Origin of the sequence: Arthrobacter sp. GAS37 (genome assembly GCF_044908325.1) — a bacterium.
Classification (GTDB): Bacteria; Actinomycetota; Actinomycetes; order Actinomycetales; family Micrococcaceae; genus Arthrobacter; species Arthrobacter ramosus.
Map to the genome: position 1 here is coordinate 22,097 of NZ_JBIYDB010000014.1, position 25,260 is coordinate 47,356.

Consider the following 25,260-nt stretch of genomic DNA (forward strand, 5'->3'; position numbering starts at 1 on the left):
AGGAGGCAAACGTGCCGAGCATTCCGGAGTTTTTCCGCTCATCGTTTCGCACCGTCCGTGGCGGAGCGAGAGTGCTTCTGGCAGGCCTTCTTTTGGTGGCCCTCACGGCGGGGGTACTGCTCTCGGTGAACCAGCCCATCGAAGCGGCCAAGCAGAGCGGAAGCCAAGGGAACTCCGGAAATTCCGTACCCTCGGATATTTCCCAGGCTTCGGGAAACAACGGGAACACGGGCAGCGGGAGCAAAGGCACCGGCTCGCAAAAAGGCAACGAAGGCGCTGGCCCAAACGGTAACCAAGGCAACAGCGGCAACGAGGGTACGGGTAAAAACGGCAAGCAAGGTACCGGCGACAACGGCAACCAAGGGAACCATAGCACCGGCAACAACCAAAACGGCCAAAAGGGCATCTCTCTGCAGCCGGCACCCACCAGCAGGTCCGTCACGCAGGGCGGGACGGCAAGCTACAACGTAGTGGTCAAGGCCACGGGCGGCTTCACCGGATCGGTGTCGCTCTCGGTTTCCGGGCTGCCCGCAAACACCTCGGCGTCGTTTTCGCCTACGACTGTGACCATCGGACCCGGAGCCTCGCCCGTGGACCTCAACGTATCCGCCACTTCGTCGACGGCACCCGGAACGTTCTCGCTAAGCCTCAAGGGAAGCAGCGGGACCGTGCAGTCGGCCGTCGTCGTTGTTTCCTTGACAGTGACCGCAGTCCAACACCAGCCGTTCTCCATCTCAGGCGGTCCGACCGGCCTCTTGGGACCGGGCTACACGGTTCCCATTGATCTTCAGCTAGCAAACCCGAACAACGTCAGCCTCAGCGTGACCAACCTGATCGTTTTCATCACGGGAATCACCCGGACAGCAGAGGCTGTGGCGAACAACCGGCCTTGCAATCCCTCGGACTACGCTGTGACCCAGTTCAGCGGCAGCTATCCGTTCATAGCTCCGCCAGGCAGGTCGTCGCTCTCGGGAAGAGGCGTACCGGCGGCTCAATGGCCGCAGATAAAGATGCTGAACACCTCGCTCAACCAGGACGGTTGCAAAGGCGCCACGCTGCAGCTTTCCTACTCCGGATCGGGACAGGGAAACTGACATGAAAGCGAATAGGTGGATGAAGGCCGGTTCCCTGGTCGTAGCCAAAGCAGCCGGCACGGCCGCCGCGCTGAGTCTGGTACTGGGAGTCGGAACGGCCTACGCTTACTGGTCCACCACAGGGATCGGCAGCGGTTCGGCGGCCAACTCCGCCATGCAGACAGTGACCGTGGACGCCTTCATCGCCGGTGACACTCCTGCAACCACCTTGGTCCCCGGAGGCAGCGCCGAGGTGATCGTGCGGGCAACCAATCCAAATGCCTTCGCCGTGCAGGTGTACAGCTTCACCTCCAACGGAGCCGCCACGGCAGATGCGTCGCATCCTTCGTGCACCACCACAGGCGTCACCTTCAACGCCCCGGCTGCTCCTTTGGCCCCCACAGTTTCCATACCGGCGAATACTTCAATCCTGATCACGCTGCCCGGCGCCGCGTCAATGTCCGGGGCCTCGCAATCCAGCTGCCAGGGCGCCGTGTTCCACCTTCCAGTGACGATGGCGGTGCGCAAATGACTAGGCCCAAGCACTCTGCAGGCCGCGGGCGCAGGCATGCACTCCGGCGTCGGGTGACGTGGACGCTCCTGGCAGTGCTCTTCATCTCCTGGGGCGGGCCAGCAGCCAATGCCTTCTGGCAGTCCCTCAGCAGCAGCAATTTCGCGGCAGCGAAAGCCGACACCCTACCGCAAGGCAGCACCCCGGCAAGATCACTGAGCGGCACGAATGTCACCGTCAGCTGGGCAGCCGTCACCACTTCGGTCGGACACGCAGTATCGGGCTACGTCGTTGCCCGCTACTCCTCACCATCCGGTGGCACGAAGGTCGCCGCTGGTGGCGGCTGCGCTGGTACGGTAGCCAGCCTTAGCTGCGTTGAGCAAAGCGTGCCAAGCGGCACCTGGTACTACGCAGTCACGCCGGTCATCTCACTGTGGACGGGTGTTGAAAGTGCGCGCAGCACCGGAGTCATCGTTGACACCACTCCGCCCACCATCAGCGTCACCTCAATTTCCCCGACGCCGAACGGAGCGGGCTTCAACAACACCAGCCCAGTGACCGTAAACCTCAGCGCAGTGGACAACACAGGTGGGTCCGGCGTCGCGTCGATCAAGTACACGGTCGACGGTGGCAGCACAGTGACGGTCAACGCGGCCACGGCCGCCGTGAATGTGAGCGGCAACGGCACCCACACAGTGTCCTACTTCGCCACAGACGTCGCAGGGAACGCCAGCACTCCGCAGGCTCAAACAGTCAAGATCGATACCGTTGCTCCCGGTGCCCCCACGATCTCGGCACCGCCATACGTCAACATCGCCAACAAGAGCAATGTTTCCGTCACCGGCACCGCAGAGGCTGGGGCCTCCGTAACCCTCACTGTCACCGACGCAGGATCGGTACATTCGACCAACCAGACCGTCACGGCCAACGGGTCCGGCGCCTGGAGTGTCACCGGCCTGGACCTCTCGACGTTCAATGACGGAACCATCACTTACAGCGCATTTGCCCAGGACGCGGCGGGCAATACGGGCCCGGCGGCCAACGCCACCTCGCCCAAGGACACAGTGGCACCCACGGTTTCGTCTATCACGATGGCCAACGGCGGCGGAGGCGGGAATGCAGGACGCGCAACCACTGGCGACACGCTGACGATCGTCTACTCAAGTGACATGAACGCGAGTACCCTCTGCAGCAGCTGGAACAACAACACCTCGGGCACGCAAACAATATCGGGGGCCACTGTCAGCATCAGCGCCGCCAACGACACACTGACGCTGGCAGCCAGCGGAAGCTGCTCGGGAACCGCCTTCGGAAGTGTGCTCCTCAACGGGGACTACAACACCCACGCCAGCCAGGCGCGGACGTACACAGCCACGATGAGCTGGACGAAGTCCAGCGGGACTCTCGTCATCACGCTCAGTGACAACGGCAGTGGCGGTATCCGAGGGGACAATGTTCCGGCCAGCAAGCCGGTCTACACCCCGCCGGCAGGGGCGGCAGACATTGCGGGCAACCCGATGACTGGGACCTTCACGGCCGGCGCCGCTTCGAGATTCTAAAACACCACCGTCATCCACCCAACCCCAACATGAGGGCCATGAGTGCCGGCCACTGGTTTCGGACCAGTGTCCAGGCCGCCAGGCCAAGGCCAACCATGGCGTAACCGCTCACGGGAATCAGGACCAGCCACTCCCGCCGCGAACCGGCTTTGCCAAGCAAGGGGATGGAGAATGCGCCGTTGGCCCGCCAGATTCCGCTGACCAGGGGCAGCTTGCGCCAGAACTTAGGCGGCTTGATGACGATGGGCCACAGCAGCGGCACTCCCCCGGTGGTGATCATGTCGCCCACAATGTGGATCCCGACGCCGGTGAGCATGGACAAGGGCAGCCAGCTCCACTGATGCGGGGCGAACCACGTGACCAGCCCGGCCATGGCAAGAGCGAACACCCAGTTGGCGATCCACCCGGTATTCGGGAACAACTTGAGTGCTTTGGCCGCCAGATTGATCATGAACATGCACAACAGCCCGGCGCCCACCGACAAGCGGCCCACGGGAGTATCCAGTTGGAACTGGGCGGCCATGGCGGCGAGCACCACGAAAGCCGAGGCGCCCAGCAGTGAATGGGTTCCCTGCCGGTGCCCTCCGCTGGCCTTCTCGATCCCGACGGCGATCACGTTGGACAGCGGCGGCAGCGATTGGGCGATGGTGCTTGAGCGGTGGTCCCAATCGCACACCAAGGCAGTTCCCGCCGTCGTCATCGCTCCGATGAGGATTCCGGTGGCGTCCAGCGGGTACCAGCCCAAGGCGTACGGGCCGGTTGATGCGATAGCTATCCACGCCGCGGCCCCGGACGCGGCGTGGTGTCCTCCCATCATCGCTTAGCCTGCGGTCTGCGAAGCGGGCGCGCCCGCGAAGATAGCTTCGATCACGGTGTTGGCCCACTCCAGGATCTCGGCGTCCTGCAGGTCGCGGCCGCCGATCCTCGCCGTCTTGGGCTTGGGGAGCAGCACGGCGTCGAGGGCCGGTTTGACCTGCGAGCCGGGGTACATGCGGTTGAGCCGCATGACCTTCGATTCGGGCAGCTGGGCGGGCGAGAAACGGATGAAGTTGCCTTGGAGCGCGACGTCGGACAGTCCGGCTTCGCGGGCACCCACCCTGAAGCGTGCGACGGCGATCAGGTTCTTCGCGGGCAGCGGCGGCTCGCCGTAACGGTCCACGAGTTCAGCCAGCACTTCGTCGATGGCCTCGTTGGTGATGGCCCCGGCCAGCTTCCTGTAGGCCTCGAGGCGCAGGCGTTCGCCGGGCACGTAGTCGTGCGGCAAGTGGGCGTTGACGGGCAGCTCGATCTTCATGTCGGCGGCCTTCTCTTCGGCCTCGCCACGGTATTCGGCCACGGCTTCGCCCACCAGCCGGATGTACAGATCGAAGCCGACCCCTTGGATGTGCCCGGACTGTTCCCCGCCGAGCAGGTTGCCGGCGCCGCGGATTTCGAGGTCTTTCATGGCCAACTGCATGCCCGCCCCGAGCTCATTGTGGGCCGCGACGGCTTTGAGCCGTTCGAGCGCCACTTCGCCCAGGGGCTTCTCGGAGGGGTACAGGAAGTAGGCGTAGGCGCGTTCGCGGCCTCGGCCCACGCGGCCACGCAGCTGGTGGAGCTGGGAGAGGCCGTACTTGTCCGCACCGTCCACAATCAGGGTGTTGGCATTGGAAATATCCAGGCCGGTCTCAATGATGGTGGTGCAGACCAGGACGTCAAAGCGCTTCTCCCAGAAGTCCACGATGATCTTTTCCAGGCGGCTCTCGGACATCTGTCCATGCGCCACTTCAACGCGGGCCTCGGGGACAAGCTCCCGGATCTGGGCGGCGATGCGCTCAATCGAGGACACACGGTTGTGGACGAAGAACACCTGCCCTTCGCGCATGAGTTCACGCCGGATCGCCGCGGAGGTCTGCTTGTTGGTGAACGGCCCTACATACGTCAGCACCGGGTGCCGCTCCTCCGGCGGTGTGGCCAGGGTGGACGTTTCGCGGATACCGGTGAGGGACATCTCCAAGGTACGCGGGATGGGAGTGGCGCTCATGGCGAGGACGTCCACGTTGGTGCGCATCTTCTTGAGCGCTTCCTTGTGCTCTACGCCGAAGCGCTGCTCCTCATCGACGATCACCAAGCCGAGATCCTTGAACTCGAAGTCCTTGGACAAGAGGCGGTGCGTGCCAATGACCACATCCACGGAGCCGTTCTTGACTCCCTCTATGGTTTCCTTGGCTTCCTTCGCACCTTGGAACCGGGACAGCGGCTTGACGCGCAACGGGAACCCGGAGAAGCGCTCGGTGAACGTCTCATAGTGCTGCTGGGCGAGCAGCGTGGTGGGAACCAGCACGGCGACCTGTTTGCCGTCCTGGACCGCCTTGAACGCAGCCCGGACCGCGATCTCGGTCTTCCCGTAGCCGACGTCGCCGGAGACCAGGCGGTCCATGGGGATCTCGCGTTCCATGTCGGCCTTGACCTCGTTGATGGTGGTGAGCTGGTCCGGCGTCTCCACATACGGGAAGGCTTCCTCAAGTTCCCGCTGCCACGGCGTGTCCGGAGCGAAGGCATGCCCGCGGGAGGCCATCCGGGCGGAGTACAGCCTGATGAGCTCGCCCGCGATTTCCTTGACGGCCTTGCGGGCCTTGGACTTGGTGCTCGCCCAGTCCGCCCCGCCCATCTTGCTCAACGACGGCGTGTCGCCTCCGACGTACCGGGTCACCTGGTCCAGCTGGTCGGTCGGCACGAAAAGCCGGTCGCCGGGAGCGCCGCGCTTGGACGCCGCGTACTCGAGCACGAGGTACTCGCGAAGACCTGCGTCTCCCCCGGAGGGACCGGAAGAGGAGCCCGCCACCTTGCGCTGGATCAGCTCCACGAACTTCCCGATCCCGTGCTGTTCGTGGACCACGAAGTCGCCGGCCTGCAGCTGGAGGGGGTCGACGGCGTTGCGCCGCTTGGAGGGCATGCGCCGCATGTCCTTCGTGGACCCGGCCGATGTGCGGCCCAGGAGGTCGGCTTCCGTGAGCAGCCCCAGCTTGAGGCCGTCCAGGACAAAACCGCGTCCGACGGCGGCAGTGGTCACCTCGATGATCCCGGCCTGCGGTTCGTGGGCCAGGGATTCGACTCGGGAGCACGGGATATCTGCATCATGGAATAACTCGGCGAGACGCTGGGCAGGCCCGGGGCCATCTGTCGCCACCACGATGCGCCATTGGTCCCGCACGTGGGAACCGATGAATTCGAGCATCTCCGCGACGTCGCCCTGGTACCCGCGCGGTTCACGGGCGTGCAGGTTCAGGACGTCGATGTCGAGGACCAGTTCTTCGTCCGTGGCCAATGAGGTGATGGACCACCAGGAGACACCGTGGGCCAGCGCCGCGCTCCGGGTGTCCGTCAAGGATTGGAAGCTGGCCGCATGCAATGCCGAAGCGGCTTGGGAGCCCAATACTGAGTCGAGATCGAGGGGCGCCGACCCGCCGTCTGACGCCGTGGACCAGGCCGCCTCGAGGAACTCTTCGTTCGTGGCCGCGAGGTCATGTGCGCGGGTGCGGACTTTCTCCGGTTCGATGACCACACCGATGGAACCGGCCGGCAGCTGGTCCACGAAAGGCACCATGGCGTCCACGAGGACCGGAGCCAGGGACTCCATACCCTCGACGGCGATGCCGCCCGCGATCTTTTCCAACATGTCCGCGGCGGCCGGCATGTCGGCCTTGAGCTTGGCGGCCCGGGACATGACCGACGGCGTGATGAGGATTTCCCGGCAAGGCGGGGCGTGCAATTCGCTGGGGTGGTGCACGGCCGGGCCGGAGAGTGAACGCTGGTCTGCCACCGCAAACCAGCGCATCTGGTCCACCTCGTCGCCAAAGAATTCCACCCTGATCGGGTGGTCCTCGGTGGGTGGGAACACGTCCAAAATACCGCCCCTGACGGCGAATTCACCACGGTGGGTAACCATGTCCACGCGCGAATAGGCAGCGTCGGCAAGGCGGCGTACCACGTCGCTGAAGGGCATTTCCTGCCCCACCTTCAACGTCACCGGGACCAGTTCTCCCAGGCCCGCCACGACCGGCTGGACCACGGCGCGAACCGGTGCCACGACCACCCGCAGGGGACCCGCCGTCGAGCTCTCCGGGTGGGCCAGGCGGCGAAGGACCGCGAGCCTGCGGCCCACCGTGTCCGAGCGCGGGGAGAGCCGTTCGTGCGGCAGGGTTTCCCAGCTGGGGAAGGCCGCCACCGCGTCCGCGGGAAGATAGGCAGCCAAGGCCTCGGTGAGGTCCTCGGCTTCGCGACCCGTTGCCGTCACGGCCAACACCACAGCGCTGTCTTCAAGATTTTGGGAGGCGAGGCCGTCTGCCATCTCCGCCAGCAGAGCCGCCCTCAAACCGGTGGGCGCGCTGATCTGGTAGTCGCTGCTCCGTTCGCTGAAGGCCCGCGAAGCCTCGGGCCTGACCCGCGCGAACGTCCGGTCCTCACCCAGGGCACGGCGCAATCCATCAAGGGACGGGACCGTGCCGGCAGGGCTGATTCCGGAGTTGACCGCAGACGGTTGGCCTTTGGGGCTCATTGTTGGCACTCCTCGGGAGAGGGAAGTCGGATAGGGGAAGGCAGCACGAAAACCCGAAATTCTCTCGAATCCCGGGGCGTTCCTAGCCTACCCCGACCACACCGTAGGATGTTTGGGAGCCGCAAGAGCTTTCAACCGAGATATTCACGGAGGACCCCCATGGCCCTGAACGCATCCACCACCCTGCCCTACGGCGTCGACCGCGTAGCCGCAACCTTCATCGACGAAGACTTCCTGCGCCACACGAGCGAGTATGTCGGCGGCACTTTGGAATCATTCCAGATCGACGGCGACACCTCCGGCGCATTCACGACCATCACGGTCCGCACCCTGCCCACCACGCGCCTCCCGGAGATCGCCCGCAAGTTCGTCGGCGAGAAGCTCACCGTCACCCAGACCGAGAAGTGGGACGCCCCGACGGCCGATGGCTCGCGGACCAGCAACATCTCCCTGAAGATCTCCGGCGCCCCGCTTGACGTCACCGCGGTGCAGAGCCTGGTGGCCGACGGCGGCAACACCCGCGTCGAGCTCGAAGGTGCCGTCACATCGTCGGTTCCGTTCCTCGGCGGCAAGATCGCCGAAGCAGCCGAACCGATGGTTGGCAAGGCCTTGAACATCCAGTCCCAGCAGGCCCAGGCCTGGCTCGAAAGCCACTAGCGTGAAGCTGGCAGCCGGGCTGTCGATTGTACTGATCGTCGCGGGAGCATGGTCCCTGATCGTTTGGCCGCAGTTCCTGCGCCGCGTCATGGCAGACTCCCGCGCCCGCGACGCCAAGGGGAAAGCCACGAAGTTCCTCACGGTCCACGTCGTGTTGGTCACCATCTCCATGGTCCTCGGACTCGCGACGGCGGTCATCGGGATCACGGCGCTACTCACGTAACGCCCCTTCCGGGCCCAACTGACTCGCAGTTAATGTCGTTTTGACGCCTCATAACGACAACAAATGCGAGTCAGTTGGGGGTCTCGGCGGGGCGGGCGGTCCTTCGGCTAAAATGGAACACAGGTGCGCCGGGAAGTCTGGTCGGCAACAGTTTTGTCGACCCCATACTCCCCAAGGAGCCACATGGCGAACCGCCCGCACCCCGCTGCCCCTTCGAAGGTTTTCAGCCGCTCCAGCTTCCCCGAGTACCAACGGATCCTGGCTATTCTCCGCACTGAAACCGTTGGTGGCGCACTTTTGCTCGCCGCCGCGGTGGCCGCGCTCGTCTGGGCAAACTCACCCCTTGCCAATGGCTACTTCGCACTGCGCGAAGTTAAGATCGGCTACGCTCCCTGGCATCTGGAATTGAGCTTGGGCCACTGGGCCTCGGACGGGCTTCTGGCCGTTTTCTTCTTCATCGCGGGGCTCGAGCTCAAGCGGGAATTCGTGGCCGGGGAACTGCGGAAGCCCGCAAAAGCGATCGTCCCGGTGGCCGCAGCGGTGGGCGGCGTGGTCCTTCCCGCGCTCATCTACGTGGTCATCAACCTCGGCCCGGGCGCGGAAACACTCAAGGGTTGGGCCATCCCTACCGCCACTGACATCGCCTTCGCTTTGGCGGTCCTGGCGGTCATCAACACGCATTTGCCTGCGGCGTTGCGGACCTTCCTGCTGACGCTTGCAGTGGTGGACGACTTGATTGCCATCGGCATCATCGCGTTCTTCTACTCGAGCGGCATTGAGCCCTTCATGCTGCTGGCCGCCGCCGTGCCGCTGGCCCTCTTTACGCTTCTGGTCCAGAAACGGGTCCGCAGCTGGTACCTCCTACTCCCCCTGGCCGCCGCCACATGGGCTTTTGTCCATGCCTCGGGAATCCACGCCACCGTCGCCGGGGTCCTGCTCGGATTCGCCGTGCCGGTCGTGGCCTCAGGCATAAAAGGTGAGCCAGCGGCCGGGCTCGCCGAAAGCTTCGAACACCGCTTGCGTCCCTTCTCCGCAGCCTTTGCGGTGCCTGTTTTCGCGTTCTTCTCCGCCGGCGTGGCTTTGGGCGGCGCCGAGGGACTGGGAGCCGCCCTGCTCGATCCCGTGGCGGTTGGCATCGTCCTGGCCCTCGTGGTGGGCAAGACGGCGGGAGTCTTCGGCACCACATTCCTTATCACAAAGACCACCCGCGCGCGGCTGGATGACGGCCTGGCATGGATCGACGTCGCCGGGCTGGCCATGCTGGCGGGCGTCGGTTTCACCGTCTCCCTCCTGATCGCCGAGCTGGGCTTCGGCACCGGTTCCCCGCACGATGACCGCGCGAAAGTGGCCATCCTCGCCGGTTCCCTCACCGCAGCGGTGCTTGCCGCCGTCGTGCTCAAAGCCCGTAACCGGCACTACCGCCGCGTGGCGCGGGAGGAACAAAGAGACGACGACGGCGATGGCGTGCCTGACGTTTTTACCCGCGCCTGAAGTGCCGGGGCCGCATACGAGTAGCCCGCATTTTAATTGGAGTAATGCCGCTTTCAATTGGGGTGGTTGGCACGCTGTTTGGCCGGTATCGGCAGGAATAACTTGCTGCTATGGACGCGAATAGTATGGAACGAGTGTGGCATGGGGCCCACAGGAAAGCCCAAGAGAAGAAGAATTGGTCATTGATCTATGTTTGGGCAATTCTCGGTATCATGTCGATTTCGGTGCTCATCGCAGCGGTACCCAAATGATGCGATGACTAGGCCAACGGTACAAAAAAGCTCGGACCGGTTTTTGCGGGTCCGAGCTTTTTTGTACCGTACGGTTTTCCAATCTATAAATAGTCAGCCGTGAATGCCGCAGCATAGCTGCGTTGGAGCATTCGGCCCTTACTGCATCAGTCCTGCGACGGCGGCAAGAATTGTCGCGGCGACGAGGGCGAGCAACAATCCCACAACGACGAATTCCGCCCGGCGGACCCGATGCTGGCTCCGGCGCCATTCGCGCCTGCTCTCCAAGGTAATCATGCTTCGAGGCTAAGTCCGGACCACTGCCCGAAATAGAGTGGACGGTACTCGACCTCGACCCACCCGCTTTAGAGAGCCTGGGACACCCCTTGGCTCGCCTCGGCCTGACGCAGCGCGTCCTCCGCAGCAACCCACGCGAGCATGGCGCACTTTACCCGGGCAGGATATTTGGCAACCCCGGCCAAGGCGGCAGCGTCTTGGAGCAGTTCTTCATCCGCTTCCAGCTTGCCGCGCGAACGCATCAATTCCCGGAAGTGATCGATCATGTGGCGAAGGGACGCCGGGGACATGCCCGGTGCCATTTCACTGAGTATGGACGCCGACGCCATCGAAATGGCACAGCCGTCGCCGTCCCAATGGATTTCCGTGACGGCCTGCCCGTCTCCGGCGGTGCCGAGACTCAGCCGGAGGGTGATTTCGTCCCCGCAAATGGGATTGAGCTGGTGGCTCTGACCTGTGGAGCTCTGTTCTGTGGAGCTCTGTTCCGTGCGGCTCTGTCCCGTGGTGGGGGCACCCGCTGCGGCGGCCGGAAGCTTGGCAAGGTCTCCGCCGCTGCGGGCCTTGGAATGCTCCAGGATCAGTTGCTGGTACAGGGAGTCCAAGCCGCTCATGATGTGGCTCCAGGAGCCGTTACGCCAAAGTAGGGCCTGATCTGGGCAACCGCCTCAACCAGCAGCTCGACTTCCTCGAATGTGGTGTACAGGTACGTACTGGCCCGCGTGGAGGCGCTCAGCCCCAGCCTGCGGTGCAAGGGCTGGGCACAATGGTGACCCACCCGGACAGCGATGCCCAGGTCGTCGAGGTACTGCCCGACGTCGTGCGCGTGCACTCCGGCGACGTCGAACGCGGCAAGCCCGGTCCGTTCTTCCCCCGGCCCGGGGCCCAGCACACGCACGCCCTCGATGGCGCTGAGGCCGGTGACAAGCCTTTGGCCGAGCTCCGCCTCACGAAGAGCGATCCGGTGCATTCCTGTTTCGCTGAGGTAGTTTGCTGCGGCAGCGAGGGCCACAGCCTGCGAAATAGGCTGGGTTCCGGCCTCGAAACGCTGGGGGGCAGGCAGGTATTGGGCTTCTTCCATGGTCACCGTCGTGATCATGGAACCGCCGGTCAGGAACGGTGGCATGGAATTGAGCAGTTCGCTGCGGCCATAGACCGCGCCGATTCCCGTGGGCCCAAGCATCTTGTGGCCGGAGAATACGGCGAAATCGACGTCCAGCGCCTTGAAGTCCAAGGGTAGGTGCGGTGCGGACTGGCAGGCGTCCAGGACCACCAGGGCGCCCACTTCCCGTGCCATTGCGACCAACACGTCCACGGGGTTGATATTGCCGAGCACGTTGGAAGTGTGGGTGAAGGCCAGGATTTTGGTGCGCGCGCTCATGAGGCGTGCTGCTTCCTCGAGACGCAGCGCACCGGCGTCGTCGAGGGGAATGTACTCGAGGCTCGCTCCGGTCCGCCTGCACAGTTCCTGCCACGGGATCAGGTTGGCGTGGTGTTCCATTTCGGTGACAAGCACTTCGTCGCCCGGTTTGAGGGCAAAGCGCCCGGCTTCTCCACCCGCCCGGCCTACGCTGGCGTTCGAAAACGAATAGGCCAGGAGGTTCAGCCCCGCGGTGGCGTTGGCAGTCCAGATCAGCTCATCGTCCTGCACGCCCACAAAACGTGCCACGGTGGCACGCGCCTCTTCGAAGGCATCCGTGGCCTCTACAGCAAGGTGGTGCGCGCCGCGATGGACGGCGGAGTTCCGCTGTTCATAGAATTCCTGCTCAGCCTCGAGCACGCTCCGGGGGTTCTGCGAGGTAGCTCCCGAATCCAGGTAGACCAGCGGTTTGCCATTGATTTCCTGCTCAAGAACGGGGAAGTCGTTGCGGATGCGACGGACTTCATCGTCATCGAGTGCGGAAACCTGGGCATCTCCCCGTGCGGGGGTGGAAACCATTGTCAAAACCGGTGCTCCTTGTTAGGACTACGTGGCAATCGCCAGCGGCTAACCGCCTGGAGTGGCGGCGTCACCTAGTAATTGTCCCACCAATCGGCTTCACTGCCTTCATCCGGGGAGCGTTGGCCCTACTCCTCCGGCTTCGCCAACTCGTCCCACAGTTCGGAAAGCTTCTGCCTGCGCGACACTCCGAGCTTGCCGTAAACCCGCTGCAGGTGGGCGTTGACCGTGTTCACGGCGATACCCAGCCGGGCAGCCACCTCCGCGCTGCTCAGCCCGGATGCCACCAAGGCAGTCACTTCGCGTTCACGCTGGGAAAGCTTGACGACGCCGGGAAGGACCGAGGACCCTGCCTCCGGACTGGTCGGGTGGGGCTCGTCAAAAACGAACGCCTCCTCCTGGTCTGACGCTTGCTGAGGTTCACCTTTGCTTAGCTGTCCTGTTCCCATTTCCTGTCCTGCTTCCTGTCCCGACGGCACGCCGGACTCGACACTCCACACCAGCTCGGACACTCCGGCCCCCAGCTGCCGGTCCCCTCGGCTGCCAGTACGGGCCGCGAGGCCGAGATTCAACATTTCGAGCGCCCGGTGTCCCTTCTTGGCGGCAGAACCGGCAAGTTGCAGCAGTTTCCGGTGCGAGTGTTCAGCGCCAATCAGCACTGACCGGGCGGCGGACGAATAGCTTTCGGCGAGCTGCGAGGCAAGATAATTCCCTCCGCTGGCCCGCGAATCGTAGGCCGTCAAGGCGCGACGCACCTGGTTGACATCGCCCAGCAACCACGCAGCCGCGGCAAGTCCGCCGAGGGCCGGTGGCAGGAGTCCCTCAGGATCGGCTTCATCCAGCCGGGCCTTGGCCTGGCGGAATTGTTCACACGCCAGCTCCAGGCTCCCTTGCCTGGCAAGTACGAGTGCCCTGTAAAGATGCGCAGACCCGCCGAAATAGCTCATCCGGTTGCTGAAGCTTGAACTGCCGGCGCAGAACATTTCGGGGCCACCCCATTGCCCTCGCCAGATCAGATTGGACCCGTGGATGGTCAACACAGTGGAGTGGAAGTCCACGGGGCACCGTGGCAGCCGCCCCACGGCTTCGAGGGCCAGGGTCGACAGGGCGACGGCGTCCGCGAACCGTCCGCTGACGGCCAGCCCTTGGGAGACGAGCGCCATCAACAGCACGCTGGCTTGGGTGGGCGGTGGTGGATGGCGCTCCGTACGCAATCCAGGATCGACCAATTGGCTATGGCAAAGCCTTTGGAAGAGCTCACTGTTGGCAGAAGGCCAGCTACCGTTCTGGGCTTCCAGATACAGCTGGAGAACATCCAGTTCGTCCCGGACGGCAGACTCGTCAAGATGGGCTGGGTCTCCCGGCTGAATGCCGACGGCGGCAGTCTCCAGCCGCCGTCGGGCATCCTGGAGAACCGCCTGCAGCACATTGGCTCCGGGCGATGTCGGCAAAAGCGCATGCAGCAGAAGCCATACCGCGTGGGCGAAGTCCACAGTCAGGACGTCGGGGGTGTTTGCCACCAAACCCTTCAGGACCGTCACAGCCCCGGGGAAATCCCTTGTCTGGTAGAGCGCCCTTGCCAATTCCACACCGGCAACCAGTCCGAGTTCCGGCGCCCGCACCGCTTCCGCAGCCCGCCGGGCCCTCCGATTGTCGTGAACGTCGTTGGCGGCAATGGCCACGGCCAAAAGATCGGCTTCGGGCACCGGCAACCCGCTTGCCTGTTCAAGGTCCACGCGACGGAACAGCGTCCAGAGCGAGTCATCAGCAACGGGTGAGGACGTCGCGTAGATGCTCCGTCGAAGTTCGAGGATCCGTTCAGGTCCGAGCTGCTGCCGGGCCAGCCTCGCTTCGATGGCGTGGCTGAGCGTTGCCGTCTCCTGGCCGTCTTTCAGGACTCGGATCGTTCCGTCGGCCCGCAGCGCTTCGATCGGCCGCTTTTGGCCAAGTTGTTCAAGGACGGCGAGCGGTATCGGCTCCCCCACTGCCAGAAGGTCCACGACCTGCCGTTGCGGCACGGAGTAGCCCTCAAGCCGGTGGCGGGTCAGCTCGAGCGCTTGCGAACCGTCCAAGCGGATCGGTCCGGACAACATCCAGGAATCAGCCTGCTCCACGATCTCGCCACGCGCCGCGGCTTCGTCCAGCAGCAACCTCGCGGTCTGCAGGTTTCCTCCCGTGAGGGCATGGACGTCCCGGACCAGGCTGCGGGCAGCGCGTCCGCCGAGGCGATCATCGAGGAATTCGCGGAGCTGCTCCTGAGTGAGATCGTCCAGTGTCACAACGGACAGCTGCCGCGAAACCACGGATTCCATGAGTTCCATTCTCAAGGGACGGTCGGAGCGGTGGGTTGCAATCAGGCGGATGTCCGGCTCAACAAGCAGCTGGCTCAGGAGCCAAAGAGACATGTCATCCAGGAAATCTATGTTGTCCAGCACCAGCAAGGCCGCGGATCCGGATGTCGCTGCGGCACGCACTGCCGTGCGGCAAGCCGCCACGATGGAACCGGGCCACACCTTGGCCCTGGCCGGCAGGTCCGGAACAAGTGCCATGGCGATTCCAAACGGAATGTCCGCGAATGACTCCGAGACGTTGTGGGCGATCACGCTGAAGGAACCGCTCAGCACTGAAGCCGCTGCGTCCAGGAGGGTGGTCATTCCGGAGCCCCCCGGCCCCGAGATGACTATCCCGGCCGGTTCCGGCACTGACAAGGCAATAGCAATCTCCTGGAGCTCCGCTGCCCGGATAATCGGGGGCGAGGTGTGGGTCCCTTCGGTATCGTCCATGGTCCTGTCTCATCTTCGGGCCGCCGGACACACGTTCCTGACGGCTGTGGCACGGACCGGTGTCATTTCCAAACGTTACCTTCGGGTTTCAGTCCTGGATTGAGTGGTAACTACTTGGTTTTTGGGGGCTACTTGCACGAAACATCCCCGCTCCACGGAGCCTCCCTGCGAGGTGCCACGGCGTCGCTTCCAGCCCGGTTTTCCCGCCGGATTTGCACCCTCTGTTACCACTCTGTGATCTGACTGTGTAAGCTGGTGCCGCAAGAGTAAGTTCCGGCTGGCTACTTCTGGGGAGTTGAAGCACAGCCGATTTTCGTAACAACTCTGTCGTGACACACCATTTGGCCGTGTACGACGCTGCGGCGTGTTCGGCTGCAGCTCGCCTTATCCATTGCCCAGGTCTCGTATGTCTATGTCCCCAACAGATATGTCACCCAAAATATGAAACACCTGTTCACAGCACTCGTCGCCGTGGCGCTCCTTGCCTTCGGCGGGTTCGCCACCATCTCCGCTGTCCAGTCATCACACAAATCCTCCTATCAGGCCGGCGACCGCAGTTCATATTCGCGGCCGAGCTCATCGCCTTCCGCTTCAACCGCGCCAACGCGGACCGCCACGCCGGCGCCGACGTCGACGCCCAGCAATGTTCCGGCTGCGGCGCCGTCGAGCACGCCGGCTCCAGCCGCGCCCGCTCCAGCAGCAACAGCCGCCGGAGCGCCCGCACCAACGGCAGCGCCCCTGCCTGTCACGGGAACATACCCCCTGCACACCAACATCGTGAGCACCACCTTCTGGGTGGGCGAGATCTTCAACGCCAGCCTCTCGGACGGCTCCCAGGTCTGCTCCACCTACAACGGCCAGTGGGCTTTGCAGCACACTGGCGTCAACATGGGAGCCACTCCGTCCAGCGCGAGCGGTTGCCCGGGCAGCACTTACGGCGGTTGTGACGGAGTCAGTTCCGGCACCGGCACGAGCTTCCAGTGCGCCACGGAACAGCGCGTAGCCAGCAATGGGTACTTCCCGCTGCACCAGCCCAAGCCTTTGCAGAACCCGTTCTACTTGGATCTGCCTTACGACGACGTCAATGACAGCGTCGCTTTCGCCGAGCGTTGCAAGGTGATTCCGTGGGCCGCTGCGGACAACGCCAAAACAGGCGTCAACCACTGCGCGGACTCGAGCTACAGCTACATGAAGAACGCATGGGTCCAGATCACCGGCCCCAATGGCGGCGTTTGCTACGGACAAGTTGAAGATGCCGGCCCCTCCAGCGGTTCGCTCTACCACGATTCCGCCTACGTCTTCGGCGCGAACAACGCCCGTCCGGCCAACAAGTCCTTCTCCGGCGACCCGAGCCAGGGTGCAGGCATGGACGTGTCCCCTGCCCTGAACGGCTGCCTGGGCTTCGCTGAGCTGAACGGCGACAATGACCACGTATCGTGGCGTTTCGTTGACCGCGCCAGCGTGCCGGCCGGTCCGTGGCTCAACGTTGTCACCACTTCGGGAGTCACCAACTAATATCCCCGGACCCACGGGTCAGCAGGACCCTACGCACTCCGGGAGTGTCGGACGCCCATGCCACACAGCCGCAATGGCTGCCTGGCGTGGGCGTCCGCGTGTCCGCTCACTCGGCCAGCGACTGCGCCCTAGCCGGTCCGCACGACGGAAGGCCCCGGCGTCGCGATTTCCTGAGGTTGGCGTTGGATCCTCCGGACCGGGCTGACCCAAACTCCCGACGAATTCGCCGAGTACGCCCTGGGCAAGACCTGGAGGCAGATGACCGCGTCCAGGATCCGCATCAGCGGAAAGAAGGGAGCCATCAACAGAAGGCGCGGGCTGCGCATCGAAACAGCGGCAAGGACTGTCAAGAAGAGGTCCGGCAGGAAGACTCCAATGAGAACGTCCTGAGGCCGCAGGACGCCCGACAGAAAGATGAAAACCTCCGATCGATTCCCAAGAATCCACACCTCGACCGCAGCGAGGGACGATAGCAGGAATGCGGGCACCAGAAGCACGAAGAAAAGGCAGCTGGCTACGAGTTCAACAATGTACAACCCCAGGACAAACCAGAATCTGCTGAACTGCAGGCCGTGCCGCCTGACGGTCTGCCAGAAACCAAGAATCCACCGCCGCACTTGCTTGATATAGTCCTTCAGGTTGTCCGGATCCTGGGTGTACGCAACAGCGGCGGAGGGATGGAATGCGATCCGTCCCAGTTTCTTTGCATGGATTTCAAACGTCATGTTGAAGTCTTCGATCACCAGTCCGGGCGCCAAGACCTCTATTTTTTCGAGGGCGCTGGTTCTGTACATGCTGGCAAATCCAGGCACGATGGAGACGACATTGGCGCCCTGCGCTGCCTGGCCGTACTTGAGCAGCAGTTGGACCACAATGTACAAGCGCTCCCGGTAGGCCACCAGGAAGCGGCCGATCGCCGTCGGAGGTGCCGGGCTCATGATCGACTTGGCGCGTCCTGCGACGGCGACCACGGCGGGATCGTCAAACAGCGGCAGCCCCGTTTCGAGGTAATCCGGCGTCGGGCGAGTGTCTGCGTCGAGGAGCATGACCACTTTGAACCGCTTGCACAGATCGAAATGGGCGATGCCAGCCGCGAGCGCGCCTGCCTTGCCACGGTTCGGTTCAAGGTCAAGGACCTTCACCCCGGCAGCCCGCGCAATAGCAGCGGTGTCATCCGTGGACATGTCCGAAACGACGTGGATGTTGCGTCGAGGGACCAAAGCGGACGCGGCGAGGATCGTCTCCCTGATGACCAGGGCCTCGTTGTGGGCGGCCACGAGGACCGCGACATTCGCCGGGTCGATCCGCACTCCCTTCGAACGATGGCGGGCCCGTTGACTCCGAGGGATCGGTACCTTGCCGCCGTGCAGCAGGGCGATCCACCCGCGGATCCGGGTGGACAACCCGTGGACCCGCCACGACTCCTCACCCGCCAGGCGGACCAGCCCGGCAATGGACCAAAAGATCGTGCTTACCCCCAGAACCAAGAAGATCGAAAGAACTATCACGGCGACGGAGCTCCCACTGTGTCGTACATTTCGTAATCATCGGTAGCAAGCTGGCCATCGCTGAAGAGGTTCATTCCAAAGCTGATGGCCTCGGCTCCTGCCGGAACGGGCGGCGTATCCCAGATCGCCTGCTCGTAACTGGTGTTGGCCGCGAACCACGGACTGGCCGTCCAGTAGGTCCACGTACCCAGCTTGTTGCGGTAATACACTTCGAACTGCGTCTTGGCGGTGGACTGGTACCACGCCCTGAGCGAATAGCTGTGGCCGGTACTCACGCTCGGAGCGCATGCTCCCAGATCGAGGACGGGAAGCAGTTTGGCATCACCGGACGAGTATTCGGTCACGTCCAGGCGACGAGCCACCGCACCAGTGTGTCCCGGGGTCAAGGTGCTCAGGACTGCGGTATTCGTGCCGTAGGACGCCACCTGCCAGCATTGCGGTAAGCCATACTTTCCAGCGGTTTCCAGCCCCGGATTCCGAAGGGCGTTCTTTCCTGGCGCTGCCGGCGCGGCCACGGGACCGTTCACCACGGGTTTTGCCACGCCGCCGATCACGTCATGTACCGTGCGCACGGCCATGGTCCCTTGTTGGGTTCTGGCCGCCAGCCAGGTGGCGAACTGTTCGAACAACGCGGGGCTGATGGAGCGGGGACTTCCGCTGTTGTCGATGTCGTAGAAGGTCAGCTGCAACCAGCCCCCGGCCTTTTCGGCCTGGGCTACCGTCGCCTCAAGATCGGCCAACGTCCACTTGCCGCCGACCTCTGATGTTGCCCGCGTCCGGAACAGGTCGGCGGGGCGGACAGTTTCCGCTGCCGCGCAGCCCGCGCAGTCAATGGGGGTGGTTATCGCGCCGAGGCCTCGCGCGCTGTTGTAGCCGCATCCAGCGACCAGCTCTTCCGACTTCGGCGTTGAAGCCGCAAACGGATAGGCAAAGGAGGTGATCTTAAAACCCCAGTCCGTGAGGTTCACCCGATCGTTGCAGATCTGCCTCGACGCTTCGTCCGGCTCTACCGAAGTCACATCGGCAAGGGTTACCGTATGGCCACCGATTTCATTCTGGTCCGCGGCCAGGCTGTGGAGATTGTCCGTTGTCATGTATTCAGGTGCGCCAACAAAGCCCGAATCGATGAAAAAGGTGCCCCGGAGGCCGTGGTCCTTCAAGATCCGGGCCGCCTCCATCTGGCTTGACCGGCCCGCATCAAACGTCAAGCTGACGGATGAGAGCGGGGCGGCAGAAGGTGTGGGTTTGGCGTTCCCTGACCCGAAGGGAGCCTGGCTCCCGTTGATCAGCGAGGTGGCGCCCGTCAGCAGGAGCAGCACCGAAACCCACGAGGCAGCCCATAGACCTGCCCGCTTCCTCGAAGTGCGGATCGGGCCGGATGCGATGCCCTTCCCCCGGGGACTCATCGCCAACCCGCGCTGCCATGGTTCCTGAAGGGGCCGGTGGCGACTGGGGGAAGCCTCGGTCTCAAAGGCTTATTCACCACCGGCCCCCGCTCAGGGGCCCTCTCTATGAGGGCGTGCTGCCGTTCGGCAGCACCGTCAATTGGCGCAGGGTCTATGGGAGGGACCGTGCTGAATCCCCCAAGAGCAGGCTCGAACTCCAGGTAAACGCCTTCTCGGATAAATCCGCCGCGTCCTGTTGCCGCTCGGACCAGAGCGTCCGTTTCCATTGTGAGACCTGTCTTTCCCCCGTTGCCCTCCACCAACTGACACCATCAGCGTATGAATTGGGGCGACGACGGACACGAGTAGGCTCTACCCGTCTTTACACTCAACCTTGAGGTCCGGACATCGCCACTACTCGTGCGCTGCACGCGAAAACACCGGGATCAAACCCCGGGGCGCGGTCCGGGGGCGAATCCGATCTGTTCGTGGTCAAATGGTGCAATCAGGGCAGTCGGAGTTTAAGGATGGCGGAAGAGAGTGTCCAGGAAACAGGGAAGCGGCACTTCCGTTGCGCCTGAGGAAGGCAGTGCGGGCGACATCCGCCGCTCGCCCTCCCCCGCCAATGGACCTCGCCGCCGGCTGTCAGCCCTCGCCCAGGCTTGCATCGCCGCAGCCCTGGTGGTGGTGGGCATCGGAGGCTTGCTCGTGTGGCGGTTGACTTCGGACGCAAACGGTTCTCTCGAACCACCGTGGTTTTCAGGCTATGTCGACGTCACCGTGGTCCCTCAGTACCCTTTCGAAACACCGATGGGCGAGGGCACCAAGAACGTCACGCTGGCGTTCGTAGTGGCAATGGCGGGACAGCCCTGCACACCCAGTTGGGGCAGCACCTACAGCCTTGATGCCGCGAAAAATTCGCTCAAGCTCGAGGAACGCATCGCCAAGCTGCGGTCGAACGGCGGCGCGATCGCTGTGTCTTTCGGCGGCTCAGTGAACAGTGAGCTCGCCAACTCCTGCCAGAATGCAGCCGATCTGGAAAGGGCCTACCGGGCCGTCCTTGAGCGCTACAACCCCGCAACCATCGACTTTGATATCGAAGGCGACAACCTGGCGGACGGCGCAGCCTGGCAGCGCCGCGCCGCAGCTATCGCTTCCCTCCAGAAGGAGCGGAGCAAGGAAGGGCATGCCCTCTCAATCTGGCTGACCCTTCCGGTGACCCCGCAAGGACTGACCGACGCCGGAACCTCCGCTGTTGACCAGATGCTCGCCGCCGGTGTCCAGTTGGCGGGGGTCAACATCATGACCATGAACTACGGTTCAAGCCGTAGTCAATCGCAAAGCATGCTCGATGCCGGAACCTCAGCGGCCCAGTCCACCCACGACCAGCTCAGCATCATCTATCAGCGTGCAGGAATGACCCTCAACAGCGAGCAGATCTGGAGGAAGCTGGGGTTGACCCCCATGATCGGCCGGAACGACCTCCCGGGCGAGATATTTGACCTTGATGCGGCTCGGGGGTTGAACTCCTTCGCCATCAGCAAGGGGGTTCAACGAGTGTCCATGTGGTCCTTGAACCGCGACATGTCGTGCCCGCAGGACACTCCGGAGGATCCGGCCAGCCATGTGTGCAGCGGGATCGATCAAGGAACCCAGCGCTTCTCCGATTTGTTGAGTGCAGGATTCCACGCCAAACTGCCTTGACCCCGCCGATTAACAGAGGATCATGCCTGGCTTGGACGTTCCGCCCTGTTCTGGTTCTTGGCTTCGGCCGGGCGGGCGAGGTGCCTCCCGTTGCCGTGCCGAAACAGCTTCTTAAGCCACTGCATGGATACCTCCAGTTTTCGAGGGACTGCCCGTACCGGATTGCTTGGACGGCCCCGGCGGCCGGCGCTACTTCACTTGGCTGACCGTGACGACTTTCAGCCACGGTCCCGCGGGAACCTGGTCCCGTGGCACGAACTGCCAGTCGACTTTGTCCGACTCGCCATCAAGCTCGGAGAAACCAAGGCACCCGTTGAGGGCGGGCGAGACGTCCATTCCGGCTCCGTTGAACTTCTTGTTGGCTGGACGGGCATCGTTGGAGCCGAAAACGTAGTCCTTGTCGTGATATTGGCCCGGACCGGCATCTTCAATCTGTCCGTAGCATTCGCGGTTGCCCATCCGAATCCTGACCCATTGGTTCTTCATGTAACTGAAGGAACGGTTCTGGGCATTGCCTGCGAAACCCGGATCGTTGGCCCACGGGATGACACTCGCCCGTTCCGCAAAGGCGGTGGGATCGTTGATGTCATCGTAAGGAAGATCGAGGTAGAACGGGTTCTCCTTTGGAGTCATGCTGGTCGGCGCGAAGCCTTTGGCCTGCGTTCTCGCCTCGGTCTTGCAGCCGTTCGTCACGACGCCGTCACAGCCTCCGTAGCTCTGCATCCATTGGGAGTCGTAGGTGGACATCACTTGGCTGCCATCTGCGGCGTTGGGGTCAAAGATCTCGCCAACCCAAAAGGTCGTGGACACGATCCCGGTGTGCCAGGGATATCGGCCTGCTGTCGTGGCTGATTGGGTCGGACTCGGACTCGGACTCGGGCTCGGTCCACCGCACGCTGCCGTCAGCAGGGTCAAGACCGCAAGTGCAGCCACCCCGCCCCGGCTATGATGCCTCGGTCCGGATGCTGAGCGATTCACATCGTGCTCCTGGAAAAGGGTTCGTCGGATCTTTCCTTGGACAAGGGCAGGCGACCGGTTAGCGCATACTCCACTCTCCCAGCCGCCTGTCCTTACGCTGTAGGTTATCCCGTCCCTTCGTTCACGACGCGAGGGTGATCTTCCAACCTGCGGGATCCAGGACTTTTGCCGGCTTGTAGTCGGCCGCGACGTTGAGGATGATTTCATCCAGGGTGGTCTTCGGCTCGAAGCCAACAAGCCCAAAGGACTTGCTGTTGTCCGGAACCCGCCGGCGCATGTCCTCGTAGCCTTCCGAGTACGCCTGCTCATAAGGCACCAAGGTGACGGCGCTGCCGCTCCCAAGGAGTTCAACAATCCTTTCGGCCAACGTCAGGATGGAAATCTCGTAGCTGCCGCCGAGGTTGTACGCATTTCCGTAGGCAAGCGGTTCCTCGGAAATGCGGACGATGGCGGGAACGATGTCGCCGACGTAGGAGAAGCACCTGGTCTGGTGGCCGTCTCCGTATACGGTCAGGGGCTCACCGACGAGCGCCTGCCGCACGAGTCGCGGAACAACCATTCCATAGCGGCCCGTCTGCCGCGGACCGACCGTGTTGAAGAGCCGCACGATGGCAACCGGCAACCCGAATTGGCGCCAGTATGCATGGGCAAATGCCTCGTCAATACCCTTGGCCGCAGCGTAGGTCCACCGGGATTTCAGCGCGGATCCCAGGATGCGGTCCGCTTCCTCCGAGAGGCTGTCCGAGGTGTTCTTGCCGTAGATCTCGCTTGTGGATGCCAGCAACAGCGAGGCCCCTGATTCCAGGACCGAGTCCAGGACCACTTCGGTGCCATGGATATTCGTGCGGAGGCTCTCCAACGGGTGGTCGACAATCAGATTCACGCCAACCGCGGCGGCCAGATGGAAGACCCTGTCGGCACCCTCCACCACCTTGTCCACTGCGTCACGGTCGAGAATGGTGCCCTCGACGAAGTGGAAGTTCCTGTGGCCGATAACGCCTTTGAGATTCTCCAAGCGTCCGGTCGACAAGTTGTCCAGCACGGCGACTTCGTCCCCGGCCGCCAACAAGTACTCAACAAGGTGGCTTCCTATGAACCCGGCACCGCCGGTTATTGCTGTCTTCATTACTCCTGCTTCCGTCGAAAACCTGGTGGATCTAGAGGCGCGTTACGTTGTCGGCCTTGGGCAAGCGGTACGTCGTGTCGAGGACTGCTGGTGCTTCGGCCAGCCAGTCAAGTTCCATCTGGCTGTGCCTCGTGTGCAGGATCACCAGATCCGCACCCCAGTCAGCAGGCGATTGCTCGGATTGGAGTGTCCCGCCGTGACCGTCGGGAGCCGTCTGGCACCAAGGATCGGAGAATGCCACTTCCGCCCCGTCGGCGATCAAGGCGGCAATGATTTCCAACGCCGGGGATTCCCGGAGATCTTCGACGTCGGGCTTGTACGCGACCCCGAGCACCATGACCCGGGCACCGGCAACACCGTGGTTGCGGTCCGACAGGATACGCCGGGCCTTCTCCACCACCTGGTGCGGCCTGCCTGCAATCCCGGCCATCGCTTGCTCGATCACCGGGGCCGTCAAGCGGGCCTTGCGCAATTGCCACAGCAAGTAGTGGGGGTCGCACGGTATGCAGTGTCCGCCGACTCCGGGACCGGGGGTGAAGGCCATGAAGCCATACGGCTTCGTGGAGGCCGCATTGATGACGTCCATGACTTCCATGTTGAGTTCGTGGCAGATATCAGCGAATTCGTTAGCCAAGGCGATATTGACGGCCCTGAAAGTGTTCTCCACCAGCTTGGTCATTTCGGCGACATCCGCCGATGGCACCACGTGTACCAGCTTGGTGCTGGCGCTCAGCAGCCGTTCGGCAACTTCGCCGCAGGCCGGGGTCACTCCGCCAACTACCCGGGGGACGTCTTCGTGTGAGAACGAATCCACGCCGGGGTTGATGCGCTCGGGCGAGAAGGCCACGAACACGTCATGGCCTGGAATGAGTCCCCTGGCAGCCAAGGGCAAAGCCAGAAGGTCGCGCGTGGATCCGACGTAGGTCGTAGAGGTCAGCATCAGCAACTGGCCAGTGGTGGCGAAATCCACCACCGAGGCACAGGCCGCCCGGAGAATCGAGAGGTCCGGGACCAAGTACTCGTCTACGGGGGTGGGAACGCACACAACCACTGCCGCCGCGCGGGCAAGCAACGACAAATCGCTGCTCAGCATGAAGGTCGGGTCCAGCAGCGCGTTGCTGAGCCGCTCCCTGTCGGAGTCCAGAAGATCTGCCCGTTGCTCCCGGATCACGGCCAGGCGGGCGTCGGACACGTCAAGGCCGAGAACACGCCGACCCGAGGCGTTGATGGCCAGGGCCGTGGGCAGGCCGACATAGCCCATGCCTACGATCGCCACGTCGAAAGTAAAAGCCTGGTCCTGTGTGGTTGTCCGTGTTCCCGCGCCCTCCGGCCAAGCTGGTGCCTGCGTGTGCAAGGACTGCGAGCTCCCGCTGGGCTCTGCCTTAAGGGTTTTTACCTTCGTGTTCGGTGCCATGGTCAGTCGACCTCCCGGTGCCTGTTGTCTCCAGTGTGAAAGAAAGCCGGCGACGAAACGGGACGTGCCCTGGTCTCAGAGGGCACATGACCGCCCGCCGCCGGCTCGATTGTGGGGGTACCCGCCGAATGCGGGAGACCGGTTGCATTGGAGTTGACTTCTCGCTGGATCACCGGGTGGTTTTCCTGTAGCAAAGAATTCTTCCTGCGTTTCATCTTGAGACCCACTTATCCCCAAATGAGTGGCGGTTGCCATCAGGAAAAGCGTATTAACGAACCCCTAGGGCGGGCGCGAGTGGGCTCTACCCGTCTTTGGATGCGCGGTCCGTTCCGG

The 25,260-nt window shown here is 63.3% G+C and carries 21 protein-coding genes; 9 read left to right on the plus strand and 12 right to left on the minus strand.

Annotated features, from left to right (window positions below):
* Window positions 1-11: 11 nt before the first annotated feature.
* Genes ABH924_RS12980 through ABH924_RS12990 form a run of 3 tightly spaced genes read left to right on the plus strand, consistent with a single transcriptional unit; the run spans window position 12 to window position 3,143 of the window.
* A complete protein-coding gene (locus tag ABH924_RS12980) occupies window positions 12-1,094 on the plus strand; it encodes a hypothetical protein (RefSeq protein WP_404499369.1) in 1,083 nt (360 codons plus the stop codon).
* Window position 1,095: 1 nt separating this feature from the next.
* Entirely contained in the window at window positions 1,096-1,605 is a 510-nt protein-coding gene (locus ABH924_RS12985) for a hypothetical protein (RefSeq protein WP_404499371.1), read from the plus strand.
* Window positions 1,602-3,143 carry an OmpL47-type beta-barrel domain-containing protein gene (locus ABH924_RS12990; RefSeq protein WP_404499373.1) on the plus strand — a complete coding sequence of 514 codons (1,542 nt, stop codon included), beginning with the start codon at window positions 1,602-1,604 and terminating at the stop codon, window positions 3,141-3,143. Before ABH924_RS12985 ends, ABH924_RS12990 begins: the two co-directional genes overlap by 4 nt.
* 10 nt (window positions 3,144-3,153) lie before the next feature.
* Here the strand turns inward: ABH924_RS12990 and ABH924_RS12995 are convergent, their stop codons facing one another.
* Window positions 3,154-3,960, minus strand: coding sequence for a metal-dependent hydrolase (locus ABH924_RS12995; protein WP_404499375.1), 807 nt, complete (start codon window positions 3,958-3,960; stop codon window positions 3,154-3,156).
* A gap of 3 nt (window positions 3,961-3,963) precedes the next feature.
* Window positions 3,964-7,680, minus strand: a complete 3,717-nt coding sequence (mfd, locus tag ABH924_RS13000; protein WP_404499377.1) for a transcription-repair coupling factor — start codon at window positions 7,678-7,680, stop codon at window positions 3,964-3,966.
* A gap of 159 nt (window positions 7,681-7,839) precedes the next feature.
* On the opposite strand from mfd, the gene ABH924_RS13005 reads away from it, so the two are divergent.
* From ABH924_RS13005 to nhaA, 3 genes are all read left to right on the plus strand, one after another.
* Window positions 7,840-8,337 carry a DUF2505 domain-containing protein gene (locus ABH924_RS13005; RefSeq protein ID WP_234750844.1) on the plus strand — a complete coding sequence of 166 codons (498 nt, stop codon included), beginning with the start codon at window positions 7,840-7,842 and terminating at the stop codon, window positions 8,335-8,337.
* Window position 8,338: 1 nt separating this feature from the next.
* Window positions 8,339-8,560 carry an SCO4848 family membrane protein gene (locus ABH924_RS13010; RefSeq protein WP_234750845.1) on the plus strand — a complete coding sequence of 74 codons (222 nt, stop codon included), beginning with the start codon at window positions 8,339-8,341 and terminating at the stop codon, window positions 8,558-8,560.
* Window positions 8,561-8,743: 183 nt separating this feature from the next.
* Complete coding sequence (nhaA, locus tag ABH924_RS13015) at window positions 8,744-10,051, plus strand: Na+/H+ antiporter NhaA (protein WP_404499379.1); 1,308 nt, start codon at window positions 8,744-8,746, stop codon at window positions 10,049-10,051.
* A gap of 389 nt (window positions 10,052-10,440) precedes the next feature.
* Here nhaA and ABH924_RS13020 read toward each other — a convergent pair whose 3' ends face one another.
* The 5 genes from ABH924_RS13020 to ABH924_RS13040 form a co-directional block, all read right to left on the minus strand.
* On the minus strand, window positions 10,441-10,578 hold the full coding sequence (locus ABH924_RS13020) for a hypothetical protein (RefSeq protein WP_404499381.1): 138 nt from the start codon (window positions 10,576-10,578) through the stop codon (window positions 10,441-10,443).
* A 68-nt stretch (window positions 10,579-10,646) separates the two neighbouring features.
* Window positions 10,647-11,189 (minus strand): Fe-S cluster assembly sulfur transfer protein SufU, encoded by a 543-nt coding sequence (gene sufU, locus ABH924_RS13025; RefSeq protein ID WP_404499383.1) that lies wholly within the window; start codon window positions 11,187-11,189, stop codon window positions 10,647-10,649.
* Window positions 11,186-12,520 carry an aminotransferase class V-fold PLP-dependent enzyme gene (locus tag ABH924_RS13030; RefSeq protein WP_404499385.1) on the minus strand — a complete coding sequence of 445 codons (1,335 nt, stop codon included), beginning with the start codon at window positions 12,518-12,520 and terminating at the stop codon, window positions 11,186-11,188. The genes sufU and ABH924_RS13030 overlap by 4 nt, the downstream gene beginning before the upstream one ends.
* Before the next feature lie 122 nt (window positions 12,521-12,642).
* Entirely contained in the window at window positions 12,643-15,297 is a 2,655-nt protein-coding gene (locus ABH924_RS13035; RefSeq protein ID WP_404499387.1) for a LuxR C-terminal-related transcriptional regulator, read from the minus strand.
* A gap of 539 nt (window positions 15,298-15,836) precedes the next feature.
* The gene (locus ABH924_RS13040; protein ID WP_234750851.1) at window positions 15,837-16,046 is read right to left on the minus strand and encodes a hypothetical protein; all 210 of its coding nucleotides are present in this window, start codon (window positions 16,044-16,046) and stop codon (window positions 15,837-15,839) included.
* 28 nt (window positions 16,047-16,074) lie between these two features.
* Between ABH924_RS13040 and ABH924_RS13045 the strand changes: the two genes are divergently transcribed.
* Window positions 16,075-16,812 (plus strand): hypothetical protein, encoded by a 738-nt coding sequence (locus ABH924_RS13045; RefSeq protein WP_234750852.1) that lies wholly within the window; start codon window positions 16,075-16,077, stop codon window positions 16,810-16,812.
* A 128-nt stretch (window positions 16,813-16,940) separates the two neighbouring features.
* On the opposite strand, the gene ABH924_RS13050 is transcribed toward ABH924_RS13045, so the two are convergent.
* Window positions 16,941-18,320: a glycosyltransferase family 2 protein gene (locus tag ABH924_RS13050; RefSeq protein WP_404499389.1), complete on the minus strand. Its 1,380-nt coding sequence runs from the start codon at window positions 18,318-18,320 to the stop codon at window positions 16,941-16,943.
* The gene (locus tag ABH924_RS13055) at window positions 18,317-19,498 is read right to left on the minus strand and encodes a polysaccharide deacetylase family protein (RefSeq protein ID WP_404499461.1); all 1,182 of its coding nucleotides are present in this window, start codon (window positions 19,496-19,498) and stop codon (window positions 18,317-18,319) included. The genes ABH924_RS13050 and ABH924_RS13055 overlap by 4 nt, the downstream gene beginning before the upstream one ends.
* Here ABH924_RS13055 and ABH924_RS13060 point away from each other — a divergent pair.
* Window positions 19,446-19,754, plus strand: coding sequence for a hypothetical protein (locus ABH924_RS13060; RefSeq protein WP_404499471.1), 309 nt, complete (start codon window positions 19,446-19,448; stop codon window positions 19,752-19,754). The genes ABH924_RS13055 and ABH924_RS13060 overlap by 53 nt on opposite strands.
* A gap of 491 nt (window positions 19,755-20,245) precedes the next feature.
* Window positions 20,246-21,409: a chitinase gene (locus tag ABH924_RS13065; protein ID WP_404499391.1), complete on the plus strand. Its 1,164-nt coding sequence runs from the start codon at window positions 20,246-20,248 to the stop codon at window positions 21,407-21,409.
* Between the two features lie 189 nt (window positions 21,410-21,598).
* Here ABH924_RS13065 and ABH924_RS13070 read toward each other — a convergent pair whose 3' ends face one another.
* The 3 genes from ABH924_RS13070 to ABH924_RS13080 form a co-directional block, all read right to left on the minus strand.
* Window positions 21,599-22,219 carry a hypothetical protein gene (locus ABH924_RS13070; protein WP_234750855.1) on the minus strand — a complete coding sequence of 207 codons (621 nt, stop codon included), beginning with the start codon at window positions 22,217-22,219 and terminating at the stop codon, window positions 21,599-21,601.
* Window positions 22,220-22,508: 289 nt separating this feature from the next.
* Entirely contained in the window at window positions 22,509-23,513 is a 1,005-nt protein-coding gene (locus ABH924_RS13075) for a dTDP-glucose 4,6-dehydratase (RefSeq protein ID WP_404499393.1), read from the minus strand.
* A 31-nt stretch (window positions 23,514-23,544) separates the two neighbouring features.
* Entirely contained in the window at window positions 23,545-24,927 is a 1,383-nt protein-coding gene (locus ABH924_RS13080) for a nucleotide sugar dehydrogenase (RefSeq protein WP_404499395.1), read from the minus strand.
* Window positions 24,928-25,260 lie beyond the last annotated feature (333 nt).